This window comes from Streptomyces sp. NPDC059037 (assembly GCF_042740015.1).
Classification (GTDB): Bacteria; Actinomycetota; Actinomycetes; order Streptomycetales; family Streptomycetaceae; genus Streptomyces.
Genome location: NZ_JBHYIG010000057.1, coordinates 1 through 21,533, shown reverse-complemented (window position 1 = coordinate 21,533; position 21,533 = coordinate 1). Strand labels below are relative to the sequence as shown.

Genomic DNA, 21,533 nt, shown 5'->3' with positions numbered 1-21,533 from the left:
GAGAGGCACAGGCCATGACGATGACGAACAAGAAACCGTCCATGAGGTGGCGGGAAGCTGCCTGGGCGGCGGTCATCGACGTACAGACCGCTACCTCCGTGATGACCTCACCGGAGCCCCACATTGACCGACTGGCAGTCCTGTTACTGCCTAGCGAGCCTGAATCGGCCAGCACTGCACGTGAATTCGTCCGTGAGCACGTCGGCCACCACGTACCTGATGCGGGCGAGGCCTACGTCGACAACGTCCTACTGATCACCAGCGAGCTGGTCACGAACTCCATCCGCTACGGCACCAAACCCGACGACTCCGTACGCCTCGTCATCGACACCGACGACCGGCGAACGCGCATCGAGGTACACGACCCCATCCGCCGCCGGCCCCGGCCGCGCCCCGAATCCGACCAACACGACCGCGGGCGCGGCCTGATCATCCTCGACGCCCTGTGCCCCGGCCAATGGGGAGTCTTCGACACTCCCCCCGGCAAAGCCGTATGGGCGGAGGTGAAGGCGAGATGACCATGCCTGGCCTCGACATCCCGCCCGGTCCCGGTTTCGTTTCCAGCGTGGCCGCCGCAACCGGCATTCATCACACACCCGCGTACGACATCGCCCAACTGCTGATCACGCACCCCGGGCCCCGACGGACGAATGAAACGACAGAGACCGTCGAGGACGGAATGCGCCGCCTCGCTATTTCGCTCCACTTGGGCCCTGGCGCCCAAACGCCACCGGTGATCGGTCCGCGCATTCTCATGTGGCGCGAGGCCATCGCGCTGGACTACGGACACGATCAGTACGTGATGACGATCCCCTCGCCCTCACAGGAATGGGTCCAGGTGATCGGCAACGGCGCCCTGTGCCGGGTGTGCCTCGTGCTCACGCCCATTGCGATCACAGCCGACCAGGAAGCAACCGACAAACACCTACGTGAGTGCTTCAGCCGCGGCGCGGTCCTGTGGGGCACCACGTATGCCCGGCGCCGATTCGAGCGCATCGGGACGTAAGTTCCGTCCCACCAGCCGTGAACAGAAAGACCGGCCGGTTGGGCGGTCAGCAAGTGCAAGCACCCATCCCCTACATGGAGGCAGGCACGTGACCACAGCCCAAGAGCGCACCGCAACCGACGCGCGAACGCTGCTGGACGAGGAAATGCGGGCGACCCTCGTTTCCAACACGCTCGACAAGCTCCCACAGCTCACCGAAGAGAAGGCCGAGCGAGGGGTCGGCCAGATGCTCGCCTTCCTCGCCGCCTGCGCCTACAGCGACAGGCCGCTCAGCCCCTCTCCCCTGGTCGATGACTTCTGGCACGCCTTCCTGATGTACACCCAGGCGTATCAGGAGTTCTGCGAGCGGAAGTTCGGCAAGATGCTGCACCACAAGCCCGGCTTCCTCGACCGCGACGAACACGGCGGCGGCAAGGCACTGCGCGCTCGGACCGTCGACGCGATCACCCTCGCCGGGTACGAGATCGACATGGAGTTCTGGCCCGAGCTGGACCTCGCTGAGTGCTCGCAGTGCCACGCGAATTGCAGCGACAGCCCGAACCACCCCCCGACCCGCACCTGACGCTCCTCTGTCGGCCCTCGGTCTGTGCCACGCTGTGGCGAGGCCGAGGGCCGCCCCCTTGTACCCACCGACTCGGGAGCACGGTTGGACCGCATCGACTGGCACGACCTACCAGCGGCGACACGAACCGCTGTCGAGCGGCATACCGGACCGGTGGACAAGGCCGAGACCGCGCCGCACGGTGTGATGTCCCAACTCGCCTGCACGGTCCATGCGCAGGACGCCCGAACGTTCATCAAGGGAACCCGCCTCGACGACCCGCAAGCGTGGGTCTACCGCCACGAAGCCGCCGTGACCCGCGAGGCCGCCCACGCGCCACGTGTGCTGTGGGAACTCGAGGCCGGCGACTGGCTGCTCTTCGGCTACGAGTACATCAACGGCCACCACCCCAACCTGTCCCCCGGGTCCCCCGACCTCGACGCCCTCGTACGGACGCTCACAGCCGTGTCCCAAGCCCCCTGGCCCGAGGCCCTGCGAAAGAAGCCGCTCCACACCCGGTGGACCGACTTCCTTCCCGAGGACGTGCCGCCGGAACTGCAAGGCCGAAGCCTCGCCCACACCGACATGTCCCCCCTCAACATGCTCGTGACCCCCGACGGAGCCCTACGGCTGCTCGATTGGGCCCTCGCCTGCCCCGCTCCGGCATGGGCCGACGCCGCGCTGACGATCCCCCGCCTGATCTCTGCGGGCCACACCGCCGAGCAGGCCGAGAAGATCGCCGAGCAAGTCCCCGCGTACCGCGCCGCCGAGCCGACGGCCGTCACGACCTTCGCGCGCACCGTTTACGCGGCGTGGGAGAGCTGGGAACGAACCCGCCCGCTCCCTCACCGAGCAGCCCTCACCGCCGCGGCCCGAATGTGGGCCGAGCACCGGGGGTAGAGGCTGGTTCATGCGCTCCTAGGGCCTGTCCGATGGGTCAGTCGTCGCTGAACAGCCATGAGCATCAGCCTCCACGTCAGTCCTTGCCCCTACTGAGCTGTGACATGGAGTGTTTGAAGACGGGCCCGCAGCAAGCCGAGTACGAGCAACTCCTCACCGAGTGGACCGCAGTCGTCCGAGCAGACGTCGTCACCGCCGCCTGAGGCTTTCCACGACCAGATGACAGATCGCCCATCTTCGGGCCGGAACTCCCGGCCTTGCGGTACGGTCCATGCCCCTGACGAGCCATGGGGGAACCATGAGAAGCCGTCTGATCGCAGCCGGAGTCGCCTGCCTCGCACTTACCGCATGCGGCAGCAGCGGCAGCGACGAGAAGCCAGATGCCGAGAAACCCGCCAGCAGCTCCGAGGAAGCGAGTACGCCACGCCCTGAAGTGATTGCCTTCGGCAAGCCCGCAACTACCACAGGTGACGAAGGTGCTGGGGTCCTGGAGATCACCCCCACAAACGTGGTCTTCACCGCTACGGACGGCATCTCCGACGCCAAATACGGCATGTTCGCCGTCATCACGACCAAGAGCCGCGCCATGACAGGCGCGGCAGCCGAACAGACCGCTCCCATCAGCAACGGAGGGTGGGAGTGGATCGCCTCTGATGGACAGACCATCAGCACCCTGGATGGCGAAGCCACCAGCGTCACCATCGACCGCTACAACAACGCCGGCCCCGTCGAACCAGGCACCTACCAGCTAGGCCTTGAAGTTTTCGATTTGACGCCGAAGCAAGCGCGGGGCGGCACGCTTATCTACCGTGACGGCGACAACATGGCGCACAAATGGAAGATGCCCAGCAAGGACACTGGGCCGGACGTGACCGGACTGAAGAGGGAACTCCGGTAGACACAACAACGACCCCGCCCCTGCGCGTGGACGGAGCGGGGAGCTCACCCCAGCCAGCTTGACCCGTCGGACAGGCCCCAGAGCGCCTCGGGCCGGTGCACGTTGTCCGACCCCACAACGACACGTGCCGCTGCCGTCCTCACCCCCTGTACCTCCGCTGTTCCCAGATGTCAGGATCGGAGAGGGGTTGACCAGCACTCACAACCGCAGAAGAATCCATGCGGTTGTCAGATTGGTCTAAACCACGGGCCGCAGTTGTCTGCATGTTGTTGGGAGTCACGAAGTGAGCGAGCGTCCGTCCATCGCCAACATGCTTAAGGAAGAGCGAAGGTTCGCGCCGCCGGCCGACCTGGCGGCCAACGCCAACGTCACCGCGGAGGCGTATGAACAGGCCAAGGCTGACAGGCTCGGCTTCTGGGCCGAGCAGGCCCGCCGGCTGACCTGGGCCACCGAACCGACCGAGACGCTGGACTGGTCGAACCCGCCGTTCGCGAAGTGGTTCGCCGACGGCAAGCTCAACGTCGCGTACAACTGCGTGGACCGCCATGTGGAGGCCGGCAACGGCGACCGCGTGGCGATCCACTTCGAGGGTGAGCCCGGTGACAGCCGGGCCATCACCTACGCCGAGCTGAAGGACGAGGTCAGCCGCGCCGCGAACGCGCTGACCGAGCTGGGTGTCCGGCAGGGCGACCGGGTCGCCGTCTATCTGCCGATGATCCCCGAGGCCGTCGTGGCGATGCTGGCCTGCGCCCGCATCGGCGCCGCGCACTCCGTGGTCTTCGGCGGCTTCTCCGCCGACGCCATCGCCACGCGCGTGAAGGACGCCGACGCCAAGGTCGTCATCACCTCCGACGGCGGCTACCGCAGGGGCAAGGCCGCCGCGCTCAAGCCGGCGGTGGATGACGCCGTCTCGCGCGACGGCAGCTCCGTCGAGCACGTCCTCGTCGTACGCCGTACGGGCCAGGACGTGGCGTGGACCGAGGGCCGCGACGTGTGGTGGCACGAGCTCACCGAGCGGCAGTCCGCCGAGCACACCCCGGAGGCCTTCGACGCGGAGAACCCGCTCTTCATCCTCTACACGTCGGGTACGACGGGTAAGCCGAAGGGCATCCTGCACACGTCCGGCGGCTATCTCACGCAGGCCGCGTACACCCACCACGCCGTCTTCGACCTCAAGCCGGAGACCGACGTCTACTGGTGCACGGCCGACATCGGCTGGGTGACCGGCCACTCGTACATCACGTACGGGCCGCTGGCCAACGGCGCGACGCAGGTCATGTACGAGGGCACGCCCGACACCCCGCACCAGGGGCGCTTCTGGGAGATCGTGCAGAAGTACGGGGTGACGATCCTCTACACGGCGCCGACGGCCATTCGTACGTTCATGAAGTGGGGCGACGACATCCCCGCGAAGTTCGACCTGTCCTCGCTGCGCGTCCTCGGGTCGGTCGGTGAGCCGATCAACCCCGAGGCGTGGATCTGGTACCGGAAGAACATCGGCGCCGACACGTGCCCGATCGTGGACACCTGGTGGCAGACCGAGACCGGCGCGATGATGATCTCGCCGCTGCCGGGCGTCACCGAGACCAAGCCGGGCAGTGCCCAGCGCGCGCTGCCGGGCATCTCCGCCACCGTCGTCGACGACGAGGCTCAGGAGGTGCCGAACGGCGGCGGTGGATATCTCGTCCTGACCGAGCCGTGGCCCTCGATGCTGCGCACCATCTGGGGCGACGACCAGCGGTTCATCGACACCTACTGGTCGCGGTTCGAAGGCAAGTACTTCGCCGGAGACGGTGCCAAGAAGGACGACGACGGCGACATCTGGCTCCTCGGGCGGGTCGATGACGTGATGCTCGTTTCCGGGCACAACATCTCCACCACCGAGGTCGAGTCGGCGCTCGTCTCGCACCCCTCCGTCGCCGAGGCGGCGGTCGTCGGCGCGGCGGACGAGACGACGGGTCAGGCCATCGTGGCCTTCGTGATCCTGCGGAGTTCCGCCGACGCGGAGGCCGAGGGACTCGTCGCGGATCTGCGGGGCCACGTGGGCACGACGCTGGGCCCGATCGCCAAGCCGAAGCGGATCCTGCCGGTGGCGGAGCTGCCGAAGACGCGGTCCGGGAAGATCATGCGGCGGCTGCTGCGTGACGTCGCGGAGAACCGGGAGCTGGGTGACGTCACCACGCTGACCGACTCCTCGGTCATGGACCTGATCCAGACGAAGCTGCCGGCTGCGCCGAGCGAGGACTAGTCAGGCGCCGGCCTGCTTGGCCGGACGTACGCGAGAGGGCATCCGGCACCGCGCCGGGTGCCCTTCTTGCGCTTAAAGTGACGATCGCCGGATACGTCCGGACGCATGTTAGGTAAGCTAAGGATCGCGTCAACATCGCGACAAGAAGTACCTAGGTGCGCCGGGAAGTCTGGTCGGCATGTGATTCGTCCTGCCTACCGACCGGAGGTCGACCCCCGTGGCCGCGCCCGCACCCAGCAACAACCGCAAGGTACTCGGACGGCTCTCGCTGCCCGAGCGGAACTTCGTCGCGAACGCGCTGCGTGCCGAGACCGTCGGCGGTGTCCTCCTCCTCGTCGCCGCCGTCACCGCGCTGATCTGGGCGAACACGGCCGGCGGGTCGTACAAATCCGTGAGCGGGTTCCACATAGGCCCCGGCTCCCTCGGCCTCGACCTCTCCATCCAGCACTGGGCCGCCGACGGACTCCTCGCCGTCTTCTTCTTCGTCGCCGGCATCGAACTCAAGCGCGAGCTGGTCGACGGCGATCTGCGCGACCCCAGGGCCGCCGCCCTGCCCGTCGTCGCGGCGCTCTGCGGCATGGCCGTGCCCGCCCTCGTGTACGTCCTGACCAACACCGTCGGCGGCGGCTCGATGGACGGCTGGGCCGTGCCGACCGCCACCGACATCGCCTTCGCGCTCGCCGTCCTCGCGGTCATCGGCACGTCCCTGCCGTCCGCGCTGCGCGCCTTCCTGCTCACGCTCGCCGTCGTCGACGACCTCTTCGCGATCCTGATCATCGCGGTCTTCTTCACCAGCGACATCGACTTCGCGGCGCTCGGCGGCGCGGTCGTCGGCCTCGCGGTCTTCTGGGTGCTGCTGCGCAAGGGCGTGCGCGGCTGGTACATCTACGTTCCGCTGGCCCTGGTCATCTGGGGTCTGATGTACAACAGCGGCATCCACGCCACCATCGCCGGTGTCGCGATGGGCCTGATGCTGCGCTGCACCCGCCGCGACGACGAGGAGCACTCGCCGGGCGAGCACATCGAGCACCTGGTGCGCCCGCTCTCCGCGGGCCTCGCCGTGCCGCTGTTCGCGCTGTTCAGCGCCGGTGTCGCGGTGTCGGGCGGCGCGCTCGGGGACGTATTCACCAAGCCGGAGACGCTCGGCGTGGTGCTCGGTCTCGTGGTCGGCAAGGCGGTCGGCATCTTCGGCGGCACCTGGCTCGCGGCGCGCTTCACCAAGGCAGAGCTCAACGACGAACTGGCCTGGCCGGACGTCTTCGGGGTCGCCTCGCTCGCCGGGATCGGCTTCACCGTCTCGCTCCTGATCGGCGAACTCGCCTTCACCGAGGACCCGCTGCTCACCGACGAGATCAAGGCCGCCGTCCTCATGGGCTCGCTCATCGCGGCCGTGCTCTCCGCGATCCTGCTCAAGGTCCGCAACGCCAAGTACCGCGCGATGGTGGCCGACGAGGAGCGCGACGACGACCTCGACGGCATCCCCGACGTCTACGAGCAGGACAAGCCGGAGTACCACCTGCGGATGGCCGCGATCTACGAGAAGAAGGCCGCCGAACACCGCAGGCTTGCCGAAGTGTCGGGCGGGGCACGCGCCGATGACGAGGGTCCGGCATGATCTGAGCAGACTTATCTGCGCAGATTTAGCAGACTTGCTGCGCAGACCTAGCTGAGCAGTCGTATCTGAACAGACGTATCCGAGCAGGCTTATGCACGCTTACGGAAGAGGGAGTACGCGATGAGCGCACCCGACGGGCCCGTCGGCACCGAGCGCAGCCTCGGCCAGCTGGTCTCCACGGCCACCAGCGAGATGTCGGCGCTGGTGCACGACGAGATCGCGCTGGCCAAGGCGCAGCTGCGGCAGGACGTCAAGCGCGGTGCGGTCGGCGGCGCCGCGTTCGCCGCGGCGGGCGCGGTGCTGATCTTCTCGCTGCCGATGCTGAGCTTCGCCCTCGCGTACGGCATCGAGACCTGGAGCGGCTGGAATCTGGCGATCTGCTTCGTGCTGTCCTTCGCGGCGAACGTGCTGGTCGCGGGGCTCCTCGCGCTCATCGGCGTCATCTTCGCGAAGAAGGCCAAGAAGGGCAGGGGCCCGCAGAAGGCGGCCGCTTCGGCCAAGGAGACGGCTGCCGTACTGGGGAACGTCAAGCCGCACCCCCGCGCGGTGAGCCCCGCGGGTGCCGCCGTCGACCGTGTCGGTGAGAAGGCCCCGGCTGTGGCACGCTCGTCTTCATGACGGACCCCGCCCCTCTTTCGGCCCAGCCGCCCTCGCTCGTACGCATCGAAGGCCCCTGGACCCACCGGGATGTCGCCGCCAACGGCGCGCGCTTCCACATCGCCGAGATGGGCGACGGGCCGCTGGTGCTGCTTCTGCACGGTTTCCCGCAGTTCTGGTGGACCTGGCGGCACCAGATGGTGGCGCTCGCCGACGCGGGGTTCCGTGCGGTCGCGATGGACCTGCGGGGCGTGGGCGGCAGCGACCGTACGCCGCGCGGCTACGACCCGGCGAACCTCGCGCTCGACATCACGGGCGTCGTCCGGTCCCTCGGCGAGCCGGACGCCGCGCTCGTCGGGCACGACCTGGGCGGCTATCTGGCGTGGACGGCGGCCGTGATGCGGCCCAAGCTGGTGCGCCGCCTGGCCGTCTCCTCGATGCCGCATCCGCGGCGCTGGCGCTCGGCGATGCTGTCGGACCGCAAGCAGACCGCCGCCGGGTCGTACGTCTGGGGCTTCCAGCGGCCGTGGCTGCCGGAGCGTCAACTCGTCGCGGACGACGGGGCCCTGGTGGGGCGTCTGGTGCGGGACTGGTCGGGGCCGCAGCTGCCGGACGACGAGACGGTGGAGACGTACCAGCGGGCCATGACCATCCCCTCGACGGCGCACTGCTCGATCGAGCCGTACCGCTGGATGGTGCGCTCGATGGCCCGCCCCGACGGCATCCAGTTCAACCGCCGGATGAAGCGGCCGGTGCAGGTTCCCACGCTGCATCTGCACGGATCGCTCGACCCCGTGATGCGTACGAGGAGCGCGGCGGGCTCCGGCGAATACGTCGAAGCGCCGTACCGCTGGCGACTGTTCGACGGCCTCGGGCACTTTCCGCATGAGGAGGATCCGGTGGCCTTCTCGACGGAGCTGGTGAACTGGCTGAAGGATCCTGAGCCGGATCGGTGAGGGTCTCGGGCCACTGAATCGACCCCTGAATCGCCGGTGGGCGAACGCCTGTACTACGAACGGCCACTTGCCCCCCGCATAGGCCAATTGGGGCCCCTGGGCGCGGTTACCGACCTTGAGGCACGGGCACACGTCGGGGTATGGGCTGGACGCACGACTACAGTGACGCAGCACGCAACCGCCGCTCGGCCACAGCGCTGAACAGCCATGAGGGGGGCGGCCCGCACGATCCGGGCCATGAAGGCCCTGCTCAGGGCATCGGCATTCCACGCATCTTGCGCCGCAGGGCCCGCTGGGTCTCGGCGCGGCTGCGTCATACGCGCGACTGAACCGGGGCGGCGCCCCGGCCGCCCCGGCTAGAGCGCGCAACCCTCGCTGTCGACCTCCTGGTTGGCGGTGCGGCCGGCCTCGATGTCCTCGCGGACCTCGTCGGCCGTGAGCGCGTAGCCGGTGTCCGGGTCGTCGAGGGACTTCGCGAACACCACGCCGTACACCTTGCCGTCCGGCGTGAGCAGCGGGCCGCCGGAGTTGCCCTGGCGGACGGTCGCGTAGAGCGAGTACACATCGCGGCGCACGGTGCCCCGGTGGTAGATGTCCGGGCCGTTGGCCGTGATGCGGCCGCGCACGCGCGCGGGGCGCACGTCGTACGGACCGTTCTCCGGGAAGCCCGCGACGATCGCGTTGTCCCCGCTGACCGCGTCCTTCGACGTGAACTGCAGCGGGGGCGCCTGGAGGGTCGGCACGTCGAGTACGGCGATGTCGCGCTCCCAGTCGTAGAGCACGACCTTCGCGTCGTACGTCCGGCCGTCTCCGCCTATCTGCACGGTCGGCTCGTCCACGCCGCCCACCACATGCGCGTTCGTCATCACACGGCGGTCGGAGAAGACGAAGCCGGTGCCTTCGAGGACCTTGCCGCAGCCGCGGGCCTCGCCCTGCACCTTCACGATGGACTGCTTGGCCTTCGTCGCGACCGCGCTCTTGGCGAGCCTGGGGTCGGGGGCCTGCACCTCGGTGATGGGCTCGTTCGAGAACGGGCTGAAGACCTGCGGGAAGCCGTTGCGCGCGAGGACGGATGAGAAGTCCGCGAACCAGGTGTCGGCCTGGTTGGGCAGGGCGCGCGAGACGCCGAGCAGGATCTTGGAGTTACGGACTTCCTTGCCGAGCGTCGGCAGCGTCGTACCCGCGAGGGCGGAGCCGATCAGCCAGGCGACGAGGAGCATCGCCACCACGTTGACCAGGGCGCCGCCCGTCGCGTCCAGGGCGCGGGCGGGCTGCCAGGTGATGTATCTGCGGAGCTTGTTGCCGAGGTGCGTGGTGAAGGCCTGGCCGATCGAGGCGCAGACGATCACGATGACGACGGCGACGACGGCGGCCGTCGTGCCCACCGCCTGCTTGTCGTCCGTGAAGGCGCCCCAGATGACGGGCAGCAGGTACACCGCGACGAGGCCGCCGCCCAGGAAACCGATCACCGACAGGATGCCGACGACGAATCCCTGGCGATAGCCGACCACCGCGAACCACACGGCGGCGACCACCAACAGGATGTCCAGCACGTTCACCGATTCAATCCTCGCCTCGCATCGCGGTCGCCACGTCCCCGCAACCTTGTCATGCGCGCCAGTCGAGCGGGACCTGCTTCGTCCGGTCCCAGGGGCGCTCCCAGCCCGCGAAGTGCAGGATCTTGTCGATCACCCCGGCCGTAAAACCCCAGACCAGAGCGGATTCGACGAGGAAGGCGGGGCCTTCGTGGCCGCGCGGGTGGACGGCCGTCGCGCGGTTGTCGGGATCCGTGAGATCGGCCACGGGGACCGTGAAGACGCGGGCCGTCTCGGCCGGATCGACCACGCCTACGGGACTGGGTGAACGCCACCAACCCAGTACGGGCGTGACGACGAAATCGCTCACCGGGATGAAGAGGCGGGGCAGCACGCCGAAGAGCTGGACGCCCCGGGGGTCGAGCCCGGTCTCCTCCTCGGCCTCGCGCAGGGCGGCCCTCAGAGGGCCGTCCGTCTGCGGATCGCCGTCCTCGGGGTCGAGGGAGCCGCCCGGGAAGGAGGGCTGGCCGGCGTGCGAGCGGAGGCTCCCGGAGCGCTCCATCAGGAGCAGCTCGGGTCCTTGGGCGCCCTCTCCGAAGAGGATCAGTACGGCGGACTGGCGTCCGGCGCCGCTCTCCGGGGGCAGGAAGCGGCTGAGCTGGGTCGGCTTGACGGTCTCCGCGGCGTGGACGACGGGGGCCAGCCAGGCGGGGAGGCCTTCGGTGCTGAGGCGCACGTGGCCGTTGGGGCTGTCTGTGTGGCCGTGCTCGTCGGGGGTGCCGGTGTGGCCGTGCTCGTCGGGGGTGCCGGTGTGGCCGTGCCCCTGGAAGCCGTTCCCGTTCGTCATGTGCGTATCGCTCGTGTCGGTTGTCTCGCCTGTATCGCTCGCGTGCGTCATCGGCACCCCCGTCCAACTGTGGACAACGCCTGTGGCCCCTCGGTTGGTTCCTCGCTCATGCGGCGCCCAGTGGCGGCGCCGCCTTTCCCGGGTAGTCCGGCGGGGGCTTGAGGCGCTGGCCCGGCAGGCCGCCCATCTCGTACTTGAGGAGCTTCTTCGCCTTCTCCGGGTCGGTCTCGCCCTCCCCGTACGACGGGCAGAGGCCGGCGATGGGGCAGGCGCCGCAGGCGGGCTTGCGGGCGTGGCAGATGCGGCGGCCGTGGAAGATCACCCGGTGCGAGAGCATCGTCCACTCGCTCTTCGGGAAGAGGTCGGCGATGGCGGCCTCGACCTTCTCCGGGTCGGTCTCCTCGGTCCACTTCCACCGGCGGACGAGGCGCCCGAAGTGGGTGTCCACGGTGATTCCGGGGACTCCGAAGGCGTTGCCGAGCACCACGAACGCCGTCTTGCGGCCTACGCCGGGCAGCTTGACCAGGTCCTCTATGCGGCCGGGGACCTCACCGCCGTGGTTGTCCCGGAGGGCCGCGGCGAGGCCCATGATCGACTTCGTCTTCGCCCGGAAGAACCCCGTCGGCCTGATCAGTTCCTCGACCTCTTCCGGGTTGGCCGCGGCCAGGTCCTCCGGGGTCGGGTACGCGGCGAAGAGGCGCGGTGTCGTCTGGTTCACCCTCAGGTCGGTGGTCTGCGCGGAGAGGACCGTGGCCACCAGGAGCTCGAAGGGGTTTTCGAAGTCCAGCTCGGGGTGCGCGTACGAGTACACCTCGGCGAGCTCGCGGTTGATGCGGCGGGCGCGGCGGACGAGGGCGGTGCGGGACTCGGGCTTGGTTTGTTTGGCGGGGGTCGCCTGTTTGGCGGGCTTGGCCTTCTTGGTGGGGGTGGGCTTCACCGCGGTGGTGGGCTTCTTCGCCGCCGTCGCCGTCTTCTTTGCCGTCGCCGCCGTCTTCTTTGCTGAAGGCTTCCTCACCGGTGGCATCCTTGTCCCTTTTGTCGCATTCTCTGGTTCGGAGGAAGCCTGTTCGCCCACAGCGGAATCACGGCGTGCGGTCACCCTTCCAGCCCCCCTTGGCCTGTGCTCTCACCGGCTTTTTGGACACCCGGCCAGCCTAGAGCCCGGCACTGACATCCGCCCCTGACCCCATGGATCGGCCCCCAATTGGCCCCCTCCTGCATGGCATGCGACACCAGTACGGCATCCTTGTGACAGATCACACTGTTTGGACCGTCCGGCAAAATGGGGAGCACGGTCCCCTGATGCAGGTCGACAAGGAGAGAACTCGTGGACGACGTTCTGCGGCGCGCCCCGCTCTTCGCGGCGCTCGATGACGAGCAGGCCGCGGAGCTCCGCGCCTCCATGAGTGAGGTGACGCTCGCGCGCGGGGATGCTCTGTTCCATGAGGGCGACCCCGGAGACCGCCTTTATGTGGTCACCGAGGGCAAGGTGAAGCTCCACCGGACCTCACCCGACGGGCGCGAGAACATGCTCGCGGTGCTCGGTCCCGGCGAGCTCATCGGTGAGCTCTCGCTGTTCGACCCGGGTCCGCGTACGGCAACCGCCTCCGCCCTCACCGAGGTCAAACTGCTCGGCCTGGGGCACGGCGACCTCCAGCCGTGGCTGAACGCGCGGCCCGAGGTGGCCGCCGCGCTGCTGCGTGCCGTCGCCCGGCGCCTGCGCAAGACCAACGACCAGATGTCCGACCTGGTCTTCTCCGACGTGCCCGGGCGTGTGGCCCGCGCGCTCCTCGACCTGTCGCGCCGCTTCGGTGTGCAGTCCGAGGAGGGCATCCACGTCGTGCACGACCTCACGCAGGAAGAGCTGGCCCAGCTGGTCGGCGCCTCCCGCGAGACGGTCAACAAGGCGCTCGCGGACTTCGCCGGGCGCGGGTGGCTGCGGCTTGAGGCTCGCGCGGTGATCTTGCTGGATGTGGAGCGGTTGGCCAAGCGCTCACGCTGACGCCGGTGCGCTGACGCTGTGTCTTACGTGGATGGGGTTCCGCCTGTTTTGAGGCGGAGCCCCATCTGTGCTTGCTGTACAGGCTTTTCCCGCCCACCCGCCCGATTGCCCGGCGGCTCGACAAGGTGCGCCGGTACTCGGCGAAGACCCGTCAGATCAGGCCGTGCTCCCGCAGGTAGTCCAGCTGGGCACGGACCGAGAGTTCCGCCGCCGGCCACAGGGAGCGATCGACGTCCGCGTACACGTGGGAGACGACGTCCGCGGGGGCCACGTGGCCGTTCTCGACGGCCGTCTCCACCTGGGCCAGGCGGGTCGCGCGGTGCGCGAGGTAGAACTCGACGGCGCCCTGCGCGTCCTCCAGGACCGGTCCGTGGCCCGGCAGGACCGTGTGCACGCCGTCGTCGACCGTCAGGGACCTGAGGCGCCGCAGCGAGTCCAGATAGTCCCCCAGGCGGCCGTCAGGGTGCGCCACGACCGTCGTACCGCGGCCCAGGACCGTATCCCCCGTCAGGACGGACTGATCGGCCGGGAGATGGAAGCACAGGGAGTCCGCGGTGTGGCCCGGCGTCGGCACGACGCGCAGCTCCAAGCCACCCGTCGTGATCACGTCACCCGCGGCGAGGCCCTCGTCGCCGAGGCGCAGCGCCGGGTCGAGGGCCCGCACCTTGCTGCCGGTCAGCTCGGCGAAGCGGGCGGCGCCTTCCGCGTGGTCGGGGTGGCCGTGGGTGAGGAGGGTCAGGGCCACACGCTGACCGGCCTTCTCGGCGGTGGCGATGACGTTCTGGAGGTGCGCGTCGTCCAGGGGGCCTGGGTCGATGACGACCGCGAGCCCGGAGTCCGGCTCCGCGACGATCCAGGTGTTGGTGCCGTCGAGGGTCATCGCGGACGCGTTGGGCGCGAGCACGTTGACGGCGCGGGCCGTTGCGCGACCGCTGAGCACTCCACCCCGGGGCTGTCCGGGAAGGGCGGCGGCTTCGGTCATGCGGGGTTACTCCCGTTCGGGTGGGGTGGAGTGACGGTGCGGGGCACGGTCCGGGGGCTGCGGGTGGGAGACGGGTGGGGCCCGGGGTTCACTTGGGGTCGCCCGCAGGGATGTGTTTGGTGAACTCCTCGTGGCCTGGCCAGGTCAGGGTCAACTCGCCGTTCTCCAGGCGCGCTTGGGCCAGGACCGGGGTCAGGTCCCGCTCCGGGGCGGCGGCCAGGGCGTCCGCCGCGGACGCGTACGGGCTCAGCTGGCGCAGGGTCGCGATGGTCGGCGGCATCATCAGGAGCTCGCCTTTGTCGTATCCCTCCGTGGCCTTCCCGGGAGCGATCCACACCGTACGGTCCGCCTCCGTAGAGGCGTTGCGCGTGCGCTGCCCCTCCGGAAGCACCGCCACGAAGAAGAACGTGTCGTACCGCTTCGGCTCGAACTCCGGAGTGATCCACCGCGCCCAGGCGGCAAGCAGGTCACTACGGAGGACAAGCCCCCGGCGGTCCAGGAACTCCGCGAAGGACAGCTCGCGGGCCACCAGCGCCTCGCGGTCCGCCTCCCAGTCCTCACCCGTCGTGTCGCCGACGACGGTCGAGGGGCTCGGCCCGGCCAGCAGCACGCCCGCCTCCTCGTACGTCTCGCGGACGGCGGCGCACACGATCGCCTGGGCGCCCGGCTCGTCCACGCCGAGCCGCGCCGCCCACGACGCGAGGGAGGGGCCCGCCCAGCGCACCAGGCGGTCGTCGTCGCGCGGGTCCACGCCGCCGCCCGGATACGCGTACGCGCCTCCGGCGAAGGCCATGGAGGCGCGTCTGCGCAGCATGTGTACGGCGGGGCCCGCCGCGGAGTCCCTCAGGAGCATGACCGTGGCGGCCCGGCGCGGAGTCGCCGGCGTCAGTTCGCCGCTGCTCAGCGCCCGGATGCGGTCGGGCCACTCCGGGGGATACCACTGCCCATTAGCCATGGGCGGAGGCTATCCCCTGGCGGGCTGATGTTCGAGAGGCAACTATCGGGTGCTCCAGGAGAGCAAAAACCTCCCCCGCGCAGCCCTCACGCCTCGGTCAGTTCCACCTGGATCTCGACCTCGACCGGTGCGTCCAGCGGCAGGACCGCCACGCCCACGGCGCTGCGGGCGTGCACGCCCTTGTCGCCGAGGACCTCGCCGAGCAGCTCGCTCGAGCCGTTGATCACTCCGGGCTGGCCCGTGAAGTCAGGGGCCGATGCGACGAAGCCGACGACCTTCACGACGCGCGCGACCCGGTCCAGGTCACCGACGAGGGACTTCACCGCGGCGAGCGCGTTCAGGGCGCAGGTGCGGGCCAGGTCCTTGGCCTCCTCCGGGGTCACCTCGGCGCCGACCTTGCCGGTCACCGGAAGCTTGCCCTCCACCATCGGGAGCTGCCCCGAGGTGTACACGTACACACCGGACTGAACGGCCGGCTGGTAGGTCGCCAGCGGCGGCACCACCTCCGGCAGGGTCAGTCCGAGCTCGGCGAGGCGAGCATCCACGACGCCTCCCTCCCGTCGCCCGCCGCCACCCTCGACGGAGGCGCTTCGCGCCGCCCCGCTCACAGCTGCTTCTCCCGCTTCAGGTAGGCCACGAGCTGCTCAGGGTTGTTCGGCCCGGGCACGACCTGGACGAGCTCCCAGCCGTCCTCGCCCCAGGTGTCCAGAATCTGCTTCGTGGCATGGACGAGCAGCGGCACGGTTGCGTATTCCCACTTGGTCATACGGCCGACTGTAGCCGCTGTGAGGCGCTGCTCACGGTGGCCTCCTGCGTAGCCCGGACGGCGACTGGTTAGGCTCACAAGTGTGAGCAGGCTCCAGGTCGTCAGCGGCAAGGGTGGTACCGGCAAGACCACGGTGGCCGCCGCCCTAGCGCTCGCCCTCGCGACGGAGGGCAAGCGCACCCTTCTCGTGGAGGTCGAGGGCAGACAGGGCATCGCGCAGCTCTTCGAGACCGAAGCGTTGCCCTATGAGGAGCGGAAGATCGCCGTCGCTCCGGGGGGCGGGGAGGTGTACGCCCTCGCCATCGACCCCGAGCTCGCGCTCCTGGACTACCTCCAGATGTTCTACAAGCTGGGGGGCGCGGGACGCGCGCTCAAGAAGCTCGGCGCCATCGACTTCGCCACCACCATCGCGCCGGGCCTGCGGGACGTCCTGCTGACGGGCAAGGCCTGCGAGGCCGTACGCCGCAAGGAGAAGAGCGGGCGTTTCACGTACGACTGCGTGGTGATGGACGCCCCGCCGACCGGGCGCATCACGCGCTTCCTGAACGTGAACGACGAGGTGGCGGGGCTCGCCAAGATCGGGCCGATACACAACCAGGCGCAGGCCGTGATGCGGGTCCTCAAGTCCCCTGAGACGGCGGTGCACTTGGTGACGCTGCTCGAGGAAATGCCGGTCCAGGAGACCGCCGACGGGATCGCCGAGCTGCGGGCGGCGAAGCTGGCCGTGGGGCGGGTCATCGTGAACATGGTGCGGCCCGCCCTGCTCGACGAGGCCTCGCTCGAACTGGGCCTTGAGCAGACCCCGCGGGCGGCCATCGCCAAGTCCCTGTCGGCCGCGGGCCTCGGCGGCGCCCGGCGCGGCGGCAACGCGGAGCGGCTGGTCGACCCGCTCCTGGAACAGGCCGCCGAGTACGCCGAGCGGTACGCCCTGGAGCGCGACCAGCGGGCCGTGCTCGGCGATCTCGGCCTGCCCTCGCACGAACTCCCGCTGCTCGCAGGGGGGATGGACCTGGCGGGGCTCTACGACCTCGCGACGGAACTGCGGAAGCAAGGGATCGCATGACGACGCCCGACCCGGCACGCACCCCTGACCCGGCGCGCACCGACCCGGTACGCCCTCTCGACCCGGCCCGCAGCCTCGACGTAGACAGGCTGCTCGACGACCCGAAGACCCGCATCGTCGTGTGCTGCGGCTCCGGAGGCGTCGGCAAGACGACCACGGCGGCCGCGCTCGGCCTGCGCGCCGCGGAACGGGGCCGCAAGGTCGTCGTCCTCACCATCGACCCGGCGCGCAGGCTCGCGCAGTCCATGGGGATCGACTCGCTCGACAACGTCCCGCGCCGGGTCAAGGCCGTCGACGGGGACGGCGAGTTGCACGCGATGATGCTCGACATGAAGCGCACCTTCGACGAGATCGTCGAGGCGCACGCGGACAAGGAGCGGGCGAGCGCAATCCTCAACAACCCCTTCTACCAGTCGCTTTCGGCGGGCTTCGCGGGCACGCAGGAGTACATGGCGATGGAGAAGCTGGGGCAGCTGCGCTCCCGCGACGAGTGGGATCTGATCGTCGTCGACACCCCGCCCTCGCGCTCGGCCCTCGACTTCCTTGACGCTCCGAAGCGCCTCGGTTCGTTCCTGGACGGGAAGCTGATCCGGCTGCTCATGGCTCCCGCGAAGGTGGGCGGCCGGGCCGGGATGAAGTTCCTGAACGTGGGCATGTCGATGATGACGGGGGCCCTGGGCAAGCTGCTCGGCGGTCAACTGCTGCGTGACGTACAGACGTTCGTGGCCGCGATGGACACCATGTTCGGCGGTTTCCGCACCCGCGCGGACGCCACGTACCGGCTGCTGCAGGCGCCCGGCACGGCGTTCCTCGTGGTGGCGTCGCCGGAGCGGGACGCGCTGCGTGAGGCGGCGTACTTCGTGGAACGCCTGGCCGCCGACGACATGCCGCTCGCCGGTCTCGTGCTGAACCGGGTGCACAGCAGCGGCGCCGCCCGGCTCACGGCCGAGCGGGCGCTTGCCGCCGCGGAAGATCTCGCGCTTGCCGCCGCGGAAAATCTTGATGAGGGCCGCATTGTGGATCAGGGGGACGGGAAGGTTGGAGGGCGTACCTCCTACGAGGCTCTCGCCGACTCCCCCGAGACCTCCGAGACCTCCGAGACTCCCAAGACATCCGAAAGCCCTGAGAATCCCGCACCTTCTGAACTTCATGAGCGGTCACCGCTTGATGAGCCGTCCGTCGAGCAGCTGACCGCCGGTCTGCTGCGGCTGCACGCCGAACGTATGCAGTTGCTCGCGCGCGAACAGCGCACCCGCGACCGTTTCACCGCGCTCCACCCCGAGGTGGCCGTGGCCGAAGTGACCGCTCTGCCGGGCGATGTGCATGACCTGGCAGGCCTTCGGGCCATCGGGGACCGGCTCGCGGCCGGTGCTGATGGTGATGGTGATCTGGCCGGAGCTTCCTGAGCAGCGGGTCTATCCCACCGCCGCGGTGGTTTGTCCACCCGCCACGGTGGTCTATCCCACCGCCGCGTAGCTCTCGTACGTCTCGTCGTCCTCCAAGTCCACGGGCAGCAGGCCCGCGCCACGCTCGTACTCGGAGCGCGCCGTCTCCAGCAGCCGGCGCCATGAGGTGACGGTGGGACGCCTGCGCAGCAGTGCGCGGCGCTCCCGCTCCGTCATGCCACCCCACACGCCGAACTCGACGCGGTTGTCCAGCGCGTCGGCCAGGCACTCGGTCCGCACCGGGCAGCCGGTGCACACCGCCTTGGCCCTGTTCTGCGCTGCTCCTTGAACGAACAGTTCATCTGGATCGGTAGTGCGGCAGGCCGCCTGCGCACTCCAGTCGGTTACCCAGCCCATACCGGCGCCGTCCTCTCCCGAATCGAGGCTCCCCCACGGCGGCAGCGGCATATTCACCGCCGCCAGTTGAGGACGTTACGGAAGGTGGCGACAGCGCAACACCCCCTTCGGGCCCAATCTTGAATGGCCCGAACGGACTATGCGTAAGCGGCAGATCACCCGACGGAGTGAGCTGGCGACATGCGTGAGGAACCCGGCATAAGCGGGCATTTCAGTTGAGTCACAACGGGCACCGGATGGCGCATGAGGCGAATTCGGACACTCCCTCAAGCTCTCCAGGAGCCGGAGGTGCCCCCTCGTCAGATTCGGGGATGACGGCGGGGTTGTTGCTGAACCGCACTGCTGTGACAGTTGAGAGCAGCTTAGGCCAAGGCATTGAGGCCTGTCCGGCGAATCAGAACGTGGGCACGAGAGCGTGCGGCCGCAACTCTCCGATGTCACGATCCGGCACTCGAACATCCCGAGGAACACCCGCTCCCTCGGAACGTCCTTGACTACGGATTAGGCTGCCCTCATGGGAAAGAAGCGCTCCGGCGGTGGTCTGTCACCAACTCAGCAGGCCGCGAAGTTCCTAGGTGTCAGCGTCCTCGCGGGAGCGGTGCTGGCCGGGATCGCCCTGCCCGCGGCCGGTGCGCTCGGGCTCGCGGCCAAGGGTTCGGTCGAGGGGTTCGACGAGATCCCGGCCAATCTGAAGCAGCCGCCGCTGAGTCAGCGCACCACGATCCTCGACGCCAAGGGCGGTGCGATCGCGACGGTCTACTCACGTGACCGCACCGTGGTGCCGCTCAAGGAGATCTCGCCGTACATGCAGAAGGCGATCGTCGCGATCGAGGACGCCCGCTTCTACGAACACGGCGCGGTCGACGCGAAGGGCATCCTGCGCGCGCTGAACCAGAACGCGCAGAGCGGCGGCGTCTCCCAGGGCGCGTCCACGCTCACCCAGCAGTACGTGAAGAACGTCTTCGTGGAGGAGGCCGGTGACGACCCGTCGAAGGTCGCCGAGGCCACCCAGCAGACGCTCGGGCGCAAGATCCGCGAGTTGAAGTACGCGATCCAGGTCGAGGACAAGCTCGGCAAGAAGCGCATCCTCAGCAACTACCTGAACATCACCTACTTCGGGCAGCAGGCGTACGGCGTCGAGGCCGCCTCCCAGCGGTACTTCTCCAAGCCCGCCAAGGACCTGAAGATCCAGGAGGCCGCGCTCCTCGCCGGCATCGTGCAGTCCCCCAGCCGGTACGACCCGGTCAACGACGCGCAGGAAGCCACCAAGCGCCGCAACGTCGTCATCCAGCGGATGGCGGAGACGCACGACATCACGCAGGCGGAGGCCGAGGCGGCGAAGAAGAAGCCGCTGGGCCTGAAGGTGAGCAAGCCGAAGAACGGCTGCATCACGGCGGTCAGCGGCGCCGGGTTCTTCTGTGACTACGTACGCGAGGTCTTCCACTCCGACCCGGCCTTCGGCAAGACCAAGGAGGACCGGGCCAGGATCTGGAACCAGGGCGGGCTGCAGATCAAGACGACGCTCGACCCGCAGGCGCAGCAGTCGGTGCAGGCCTCGATAAAGGATCACGTCAACCAGACGGACGACGTGGCGACGGCGGCCACCATCGTCGAGCCGGGCACCGGCAAGATCCTTGGCATGGGCCAGTCGCGGCCCTACGGCATCAACCTCAAGGCCAACGAGACCTCGATGAATCTGTCCGTCGACCAGAACATGCGGGGCGGCGCGGGCTACCAGCCGGGATCGACCTTCAAGCCGATCGTGGCGGCGGCAGCTCTCGAGGGCGGCATGCCGCCGACGAAGAGCTACGGCTCGCCGTACGAGATGCCGTATCCGGAGCGTGTCGCGGCCTGCGGCGGCAAGGAGTGGGTGAACTCGGGCGGCGCGAAGCTCACCAATGAGAACGAGTCCGAGGTCGGCCCCTACGCCATGAAGGAAGCGACCGCGAAGTCGGTCAACACCTACTACGTGGAGATGATCGGCGACATCGGGATCTGCCCGGTGACGAAGATGGCCAAGAAGATGGGCGTCGAGCGGGCCGACGGCAAGAAGATGGACCAGGCGCCGTCGATCGCGCTCGGCACCCAGGAGATGTCACCACTGACGATGGCGAGCGCGTACGCGACGTTCGCCGCGCGCGGCAAGTACTGCACGCCCATCGCCATCGAGTCGATCTCCGCTCCGGGCGGCAAGTCGCTGCGGGTGCCGAAGTCGTCGTGCTCGCGCGCGATGTCGCAGAAGACCGCCGACACGATCAACACGCTCCTGAAGGGCGTGGTCGAGGACGGCACGGGCCAGCAGGCGGGCCTCGGCTCCCGCCCGAGCGCGGGCAAGACCGGTACGACCGACTTCCGCTACGCCGCCTGGTTCGTCGGCTACACGCCGAACATGTCGGGCGCGGTCTGGGTCGGCGACCCGCAGCACAAGCGGCAGATGGTCGACATCACCATCGGCGGGGTCCCGTACGGCAAGGTCTTCGGTGGCGAGGTGCCGGGCCCGATCTGGCGCGACGCGATGAGCGGCGCCCTCGCGGGCAAGCCCGCGCCGGACTTCAACACCGTCCACATCCCGGACGCCGACAGAGACAAGGACAAGGACAAGCCCCACGACGACAACAAGCCGGGCGGCGGCGGCGGTGGCAACGACGGCGGCGGCAACGGTGACGGCGGTGGCGGCGATCCCTGGCCGGACATCTCCCTCCCGCCGGACGTCATCGGCGGCGGCGGAAACGGCGGGAACGGCAATGGGGGCGGGATCGGCGGCTGGGGCCGGTAGGTCTTCCCTTTAGTGCTTAGTCGGCTCCGGACCCGGCCCAGCAC

22 protein-coding genes are annotated in these 21,533 nt (G+C 69.0%); 14 read left to right on the top strand and 8 right to left on the bottom strand.

Annotated elements, in window-relative coordinates:
• Positions 1-14 precede the first annotated feature (14 nt).
• The 10 genes from ACFWY6_RS14790 (at position 15) to ACFWY6_RS14745 (ending at position 9,090) form a co-directional block, all read left to right on the top strand.
• The gene (locus ACFWY6_RS14790) at positions 15-518 is read left to right on the top strand and encodes an ATP-binding protein (protein ID WP_384689436.1); all 504 of its coding nucleotides are present in this window, start codon (positions 15-17) and stop codon (positions 516-518) included.
• A complete protein-coding gene (locus ACFWY6_RS14785) occupies positions 515-1,006 on the top strand; it encodes a hypothetical protein (RefSeq protein WP_384689432.1) in 492 nt (163 codons plus the stop codon). The genes ACFWY6_RS14790 and ACFWY6_RS14785 overlap by 4 nt, the downstream gene beginning before the upstream one ends.
• 88 nt (positions 1,007-1,094) lie before the next feature.
• Positions 1,095-1,568, top strand: coding sequence for a glycine-rich domain-containing protein (locus ACFWY6_RS14780; protein ID WP_384689429.1), 474 nt, complete (start codon positions 1,095-1,097; stop codon positions 1,566-1,568).
• A 153-nt stretch (positions 1,569-1,721) separates the two neighbouring features.
• Positions 1,722-2,447 carry a phosphotransferase family protein gene (locus tag ACFWY6_RS14775; protein WP_384689426.1) on the top strand — a complete coding sequence of 242 codons (726 nt, stop codon included), beginning with the start codon at positions 1,722-1,724 and terminating at the stop codon, positions 2,445-2,447.
• A gap of 298 nt (positions 2,448-2,745) precedes the next feature.
• Positions 2,746-3,345 carry a hypothetical protein gene (locus tag ACFWY6_RS14770; protein ID WP_384689422.1) on the top strand — a complete coding sequence of 200 codons (600 nt, stop codon included), beginning with the start codon at positions 2,746-2,748 and terminating at the stop codon, positions 3,343-3,345.
• A 310-nt stretch (positions 3,346-3,655) separates the two neighbouring features.
• The gene (gene acs, locus ACFWY6_RS14765) at positions 3,656-5,593 is read left to right on the top strand and encodes an acetate--CoA ligase (RefSeq protein WP_384689485.1); all 1,938 of its coding nucleotides are present in this window, start codon (positions 3,656-3,658) and stop codon (positions 5,591-5,593) included.
• Positions 5,594-5,810: 217 nt separating this feature from the next.
• Positions 5,811-7,208 (top strand): Na+/H+ antiporter NhaA, encoded by a 1,398-nt coding sequence (gene nhaA / locus ACFWY6_RS14760; RefSeq protein WP_384689419.1) that lies wholly within the window; start codon positions 5,811-5,813, stop codon positions 7,206-7,208.
• A 120-nt stretch (positions 7,209-7,328) separates the two neighbouring features.
• Positions 7,329-7,826: a phage holin family protein gene (locus ACFWY6_RS14755; RefSeq protein WP_384689416.1), complete on the top strand. Its 498-nt coding sequence runs from the start codon at positions 7,329-7,331 to the stop codon at positions 7,824-7,826.
• Positions 7,823-8,761 (top strand): alpha/beta fold hydrolase, encoded by a 939-nt coding sequence (locus tag ACFWY6_RS14750; RefSeq protein WP_266863924.1) that lies wholly within the window; start codon positions 7,823-7,825, stop codon positions 8,759-8,761. Before ACFWY6_RS14755 ends, ACFWY6_RS14750 begins: the two co-directional genes overlap by 4 nt.
• Positions 8,762-8,901: 140 nt before the next feature.
• Complete coding sequence (locus tag ACFWY6_RS14745) at positions 8,902-9,090, top strand: hypothetical protein (protein ID WP_135333949.1); 189 nt, start codon at positions 8,902-8,904, stop codon at positions 9,088-9,090.
• A 27-nt stretch (positions 9,091-9,117) separates the two neighbouring features.
• Here ACFWY6_RS14745 and ACFWY6_RS14740 read toward each other — a convergent pair whose 3' ends face one another.
• The 3 genes from ACFWY6_RS14740 to nth all read right to left on the bottom strand — a co-directional run bounded on the left by ACFWY6_RS14740 (position 9,118) and on the right by nth (position 12,167).
• A complete protein-coding gene (locus tag ACFWY6_RS14740) occupies positions 9,118-10,320 on the bottom strand; it encodes a MarP family serine protease (protein WP_361819241.1) in 1,203 nt (400 codons plus the stop codon).
• A 49-nt stretch (positions 10,321-10,369) separates the two neighbouring features.
• The gene (locus ACFWY6_RS14735; protein ID WP_384689482.1) at positions 10,370-11,032 is read right to left on the bottom strand and encodes an NUDIX hydrolase; all 663 of its coding nucleotides are present in this window, start codon (positions 11,030-11,032) and stop codon (positions 10,370-10,372) included.
• Positions 11,033-11,249: 217 nt separating this feature from the next.
• The gene (gene nth, locus ACFWY6_RS14730) at positions 11,250-12,167 is read right to left on the bottom strand and encodes an endonuclease III (protein WP_384689410.1); all 918 of its coding nucleotides are present in this window, start codon (positions 12,165-12,167) and stop codon (positions 11,250-11,252) included.
• Between the two features lie 303 nt (positions 12,168-12,470).
• Here nth and ACFWY6_RS14725 point away from each other — a divergent pair, with 303 nt between their 5' ends.
• The gene (locus ACFWY6_RS14725) at positions 12,471-13,145 is read left to right on the top strand and encodes a Crp/Fnr family transcriptional regulator (protein WP_016642758.1); all 675 of its coding nucleotides are present in this window, start codon (positions 12,471-12,473) and stop codon (positions 13,143-13,145) included.
• A 151-nt stretch (positions 13,146-13,296) separates the two neighbouring features.
• Here ACFWY6_RS14725 and ACFWY6_RS14720 read toward each other — a convergent pair whose 3' ends face one another.
• From ACFWY6_RS14720 to ACFWY6_RS14705, 4 genes are all read right to left on the bottom strand, one after another.
• Positions 13,297-14,127 carry an MBL fold metallo-hydrolase gene (locus tag ACFWY6_RS14720; protein WP_384689407.1) on the bottom strand — a complete coding sequence of 277 codons (831 nt, stop codon included), beginning with the start codon at positions 14,125-14,127 and terminating at the stop codon, positions 13,297-13,299.
• Between the two features lie 88 nt (positions 14,128-14,215).
• On the bottom strand, positions 14,216-15,082 hold the full coding sequence (locus ACFWY6_RS14715; protein ID WP_384689404.1) for an NUDIX hydrolase: 867 nt from the start codon (positions 15,080-15,082) through the stop codon (positions 14,216-14,218).
• Positions 15,083-15,168: 86 nt separating this feature from the next.
• Complete coding sequence (locus ACFWY6_RS14710; RefSeq protein WP_384689402.1) at positions 15,169-15,627, bottom strand: RidA family protein; 459 nt, start codon at positions 15,625-15,627, stop codon at positions 15,169-15,171.
• Between the two features lie 59 nt (positions 15,628-15,686).
• Complete coding sequence (locus ACFWY6_RS14705) at positions 15,687-15,848, bottom strand: DUF4177 domain-containing protein (protein ID WP_242720387.1); 162 nt, start codon at positions 15,846-15,848, stop codon at positions 15,687-15,689.
• Between the two features lie 82 nt (positions 15,849-15,930).
• On the opposite strand from ACFWY6_RS14705, the gene ACFWY6_RS14700 reads away from it, so the two are divergent.
• Positions 15,931-16,911 carry an ArsA family ATPase gene (locus tag ACFWY6_RS14700; RefSeq protein WP_384689398.1) on the top strand — a complete coding sequence of 327 codons (981 nt, stop codon included), beginning with the start codon at positions 15,931-15,933 and terminating at the stop codon, positions 16,909-16,911.
• Positions 16,908-18,317, top strand: a complete 1,410-nt coding sequence (locus tag ACFWY6_RS14695; protein ID WP_384689395.1) for an ArsA family ATPase — start codon at positions 16,908-16,910, stop codon at positions 18,315-18,317. The genes ACFWY6_RS14700 and ACFWY6_RS14695 overlap by 4 nt, the downstream gene beginning before the upstream one ends.
• 51 nt (positions 18,318-18,368) lie before the next feature.
• On the opposite strand, the gene ACFWY6_RS14690 is transcribed toward ACFWY6_RS14695, so the two are convergent.
• Positions 18,369-18,713 carry a WhiB family transcriptional regulator gene (locus tag ACFWY6_RS14690; protein WP_167828965.1) on the bottom strand — a complete coding sequence of 115 codons (345 nt, stop codon included), beginning with the start codon at positions 18,711-18,713 and terminating at the stop codon, positions 18,369-18,371.
• Positions 18,714-19,227: 514 nt separating this feature from the next.
• On the opposite strand from ACFWY6_RS14690, the gene ACFWY6_RS14685 reads away from it, so the two are divergent.
• Positions 19,228-21,489 carry a transglycosylase domain-containing protein gene (locus tag ACFWY6_RS14685; RefSeq protein ID WP_384689392.1) on the top strand — a complete coding sequence of 754 codons (2,262 nt, stop codon included), beginning with the start codon at positions 19,228-19,230 and terminating at the stop codon, positions 21,487-21,489.
• The last annotated feature ends 44 nt before the right edge of the window (positions 21,490-21,533 follow it).